This window comes from Agromyces binzhouensis (genome assembly GCF_004135055.1).
In the GTDB taxonomy this organism is placed as follows: domain Bacteria; phylum Actinomycetota; class Actinomycetes; order Actinomycetales; family Microbacteriaceae; genus Agromyces; species Agromyces binzhouensis.
The window spans coordinates 1-2,897 of the sequence record NZ_SDPL01000400.1; the positions used below are offsets into that span (position 1 = coordinate 1).

3 protein-coding genes are annotated in these 2,897 nt (G+C 73.7%); 2 read left to right on the forward strand and 1 reads right to left on the reverse strand.

Translation table 11 applies throughout. The annotated features are described in order from the left end of the window. Positions 1-532: TRAM domain-containing protein (locus tag ESO86_RS19125; RefSeq protein WP_165307933.1), on the reverse strand; the 532-nt coding region annotated here is incomplete at its 3' end. A gap of 61 nt (positions 533-593) precedes the next feature. Between ESO86_RS19125 and ESO86_RS14810 the strand changes: the two genes are divergently transcribed. Next, complete coding sequence (locus ESO86_RS14810) at positions 594-1,238, forward strand: Maf family protein (protein ID WP_129235675.1); 645 nt, start codon at positions 594-596, stop codon at positions 1,236-1,238. Between the two features lie 134 nt (positions 1,239-1,372). Continuing rightward, positions 1,373-2,897: acetyl-CoA carboxylase biotin carboxylase subunit (locus tag ESO86_RS14815; RefSeq protein WP_129235676.1), on the forward strand; the 1,525-nt coding region annotated here is incomplete at its 3' end.

A 2,897-nucleotide genomic window follows, 5' to 3' on the forward strand; every position in this document is an offset into this window, starting at 1 on the left:
CGTCGGGGCCGACGTGCAGGCGCACCCGCGTGCGCCAGTGGGCGCCCGACTCCCGGTCGACGCCGGGGGCGAGCCCGGGATCGACCTCCCGCACGTCGACCTCCCGGTCGACGCCGCCCATCCGCGCGAGGGCGTCGCGGAGCACGTCGGCCTTCAGCTCGCGCTGCCGTCGCATCACGATGTGCCCGAACTCGGCGCCGCCGACCCGGTCCTCGGGTGCGCGGTCGACGGATGCCTCCGCCCAGACGTGCTCACGGCGGTCGGGCGAGGCGTCGAGCACCTCGACCGTCTCGGCGCGCCAGAATCGGTCGCGCCCGGCATCCGTCACCTGGGCGCGCACGCGCTCGCCCGGGATCGCGTCGGCGACGAAGACGACCCGTCCCTCGTGGTGGGCGACGGCGACGCCGCCATGGGCGATCCGCTCCACGTCGAGCTCGAGCAGGGGCCCGGGCTCGGCCGGACGTGCCGGGGCGGGTCGACGAGCGCCCGCCGGGCGGGTGCCGCGAGCGGGGCGGCGACGCGAGTTGGCCATCGTCCGAGCATCGCACATCGACCCGCATGCGGGCCGGGAGCGGCACCGGCAGGATGGAGGCATGCGCCTGTACCTCGCGTCGACCTCGCCCGCACGCCGCCAGCTGCTCCGCCAGGCCGGGATCGAGCCGCTCCTGCTGGCCCCCGGGGTCGACGAGGAGGCGGCCGTCGCGGACCACGAGGCCGAGCACGGTCCGCTGGCCCCGCAGGAGCTCGTGCAGCTGCTCGCGCAGCGGAAGGCGGAGGCGATCATCGGGCGCGACGTCGACGGGGCGCCCATCGACGGCCTGATCCTCGGCGGCGACTCCGCGTTCCTCGTCGACGGCGTGCTGCACGGCAAGCCGCACCGTCCCGACGTGGCACGCGAGCGGTGGGCCGGGCAGAACGGGCGCTCGGGGGTCCTCTGGTCGGGCCACTGGGTGATCGACCACCGCGGCGGCGCGGTGCGCGGTGCGGTCGGTCGTCCCGCGTCGGCCGTGGTCGAGTTCGCCCGGCTCGACGACGCGGAGATCGACGCGTACATCGCCACCGGCGAGCCGCTCGCGGTCGCCGGAGCGTTCACCGTGGACAGCCTCGGCGGCCCGTTCATCCGCTCCGTCGACGGCGACCCGTCGACGGTCGTGGGACTCTCGCTGTCGACGCTGCGCGACCTCGTCCGAGAGCTCGGCGTCGCGTGGATCGACCTCTGGGACCTCGGCACGAACTGATCCCCGCGCCGCGTGGCGCGGGGTCGTGAGCGGTCCGTGGCATCCGCTCGTTGTCGCTCACCGAAACAGCTGCAGGCCTTTTTTGTGGGCACCACCCAAAGGCGGCTGGGAATCCGCCAATAGGCTTGGTCATCATGCGTCGCATCACCAAGGTCCTCATCGCCAACCGCGGCGAGATCGCCGTCCGCGTCATCCGCGCCGCCCGCGACTCCGGGCTCGCCTCCGTCGCCGTCTACGCCGACCAGGACCGCGACGCGCGCCACGTCAGGCTCGCCGACGAGGCCTACGCCCTCGACGGCTCGACCAGCGCCGAGACCTACCTGGTCATCGACAAGCTGCTGTCGATCGCGCGCCGCTCCGGCGCCGACGCCGTGCACCCCGGGTACGGCTTCCTCGCCGAGAACTCCGACTTCGCCCGCGCGGTCATCGACGCCGGGCTCATCTGGATCGGACCGAGCCCCGAGGCCATCGAGCGTCTCGGCGACAAGGTCTCGGCCCGCCATGTCGCCGAGAAGGTCGGCGCGCCGCTCGCCCCCGGCACCCTCAACCCCGTCGCGGACGCCGCGGAGGTGCTCGAGTTCGTCGACGAGCACGGGCTGCCCGTCGCGATCAAGGCCGCGTTCGGCGGCGGTGGTCGCGGCCTCAAGGTCGCGCGCGAGCGCGCCGAGGTCGCGGAGCTCTTCGAGTCCGCGACCCGCGAGGCCGTCGCGGCGTTCGGCCGCGGCGAGTGCTTCGTCGAGAAGTACCTCGACAAGCCCCGCCACGTCGAGACCCAGTGCCTCGCCGACGAGCACGGCAACGTCGTCGTCGTCTCCACGCGCGACTGCTCGCTGCAGCGCCGCCACCAGAAGCTCGTCGAGGAGGCGCCCGCTCCGTTCCTCACCGAGGAGCAGAACCGCCTGCTCTACGAGTCGTCGAAGGCGATCCTCAAGGAGGTCGGCTACGTCGGGGCGGGAACGTGCGAGTTCCTGATCGGCCAGGACGGCACGGTCTCGTTCCTCGAGGTGAACACGCGCCTGCAGGTCGAGCACCCCGTCTCCGAGGAGGTCACCGGCCTCGACCTCGTGCGCGAGCAGTTCCGCCTCGCCGAGGGCGGCGTGCTCGACTACCCCGACCCCGTCACCACCGGGCACTCGTTCGAGTTCCGCATCAACGGCGAGGACCCCGGCCGCAACTTCCTGCCCGCGCCGGGCCCCATCCACCAGCTCCGCTTCCCGGGCGGCCCCGGCGTGCGCGTCGACTCCGGCGTCACGAGCGGTGACGAGATCTCGGGCGCGTTCGACTCCCTCCTCGCCAAGCTCATCGTGACCGGCGCCACCCGGAAGGACGCGCTCGAGCGCGCCCGCCGCGCGCTCGACGAGTTCGACGTCGCCGGCCTGCCGACCGTGCTCCCCTTCCACCGCGACATCGTCCGCAACGCCGCCTTCGCCCCGGAGGGCGACGAGCCGTTCTCGGTCTACACGCGCTGGATCGAGACCGAGTACGACAACCAGCTCGAGCCGTGGACGGGCGAGCTGGCGGAGACCAAGGGACCCGCCGCCCGGACGAGCCTCGTCGTCGAGGTCGACGGCCGCCGCATCGAGGTGTCGCTGCCGAAGCGCCTCGCGGGCGCGCCGTCGACGAACGGCTCGCGCGGTCCCGCACCGCGCCGCCGCGCCA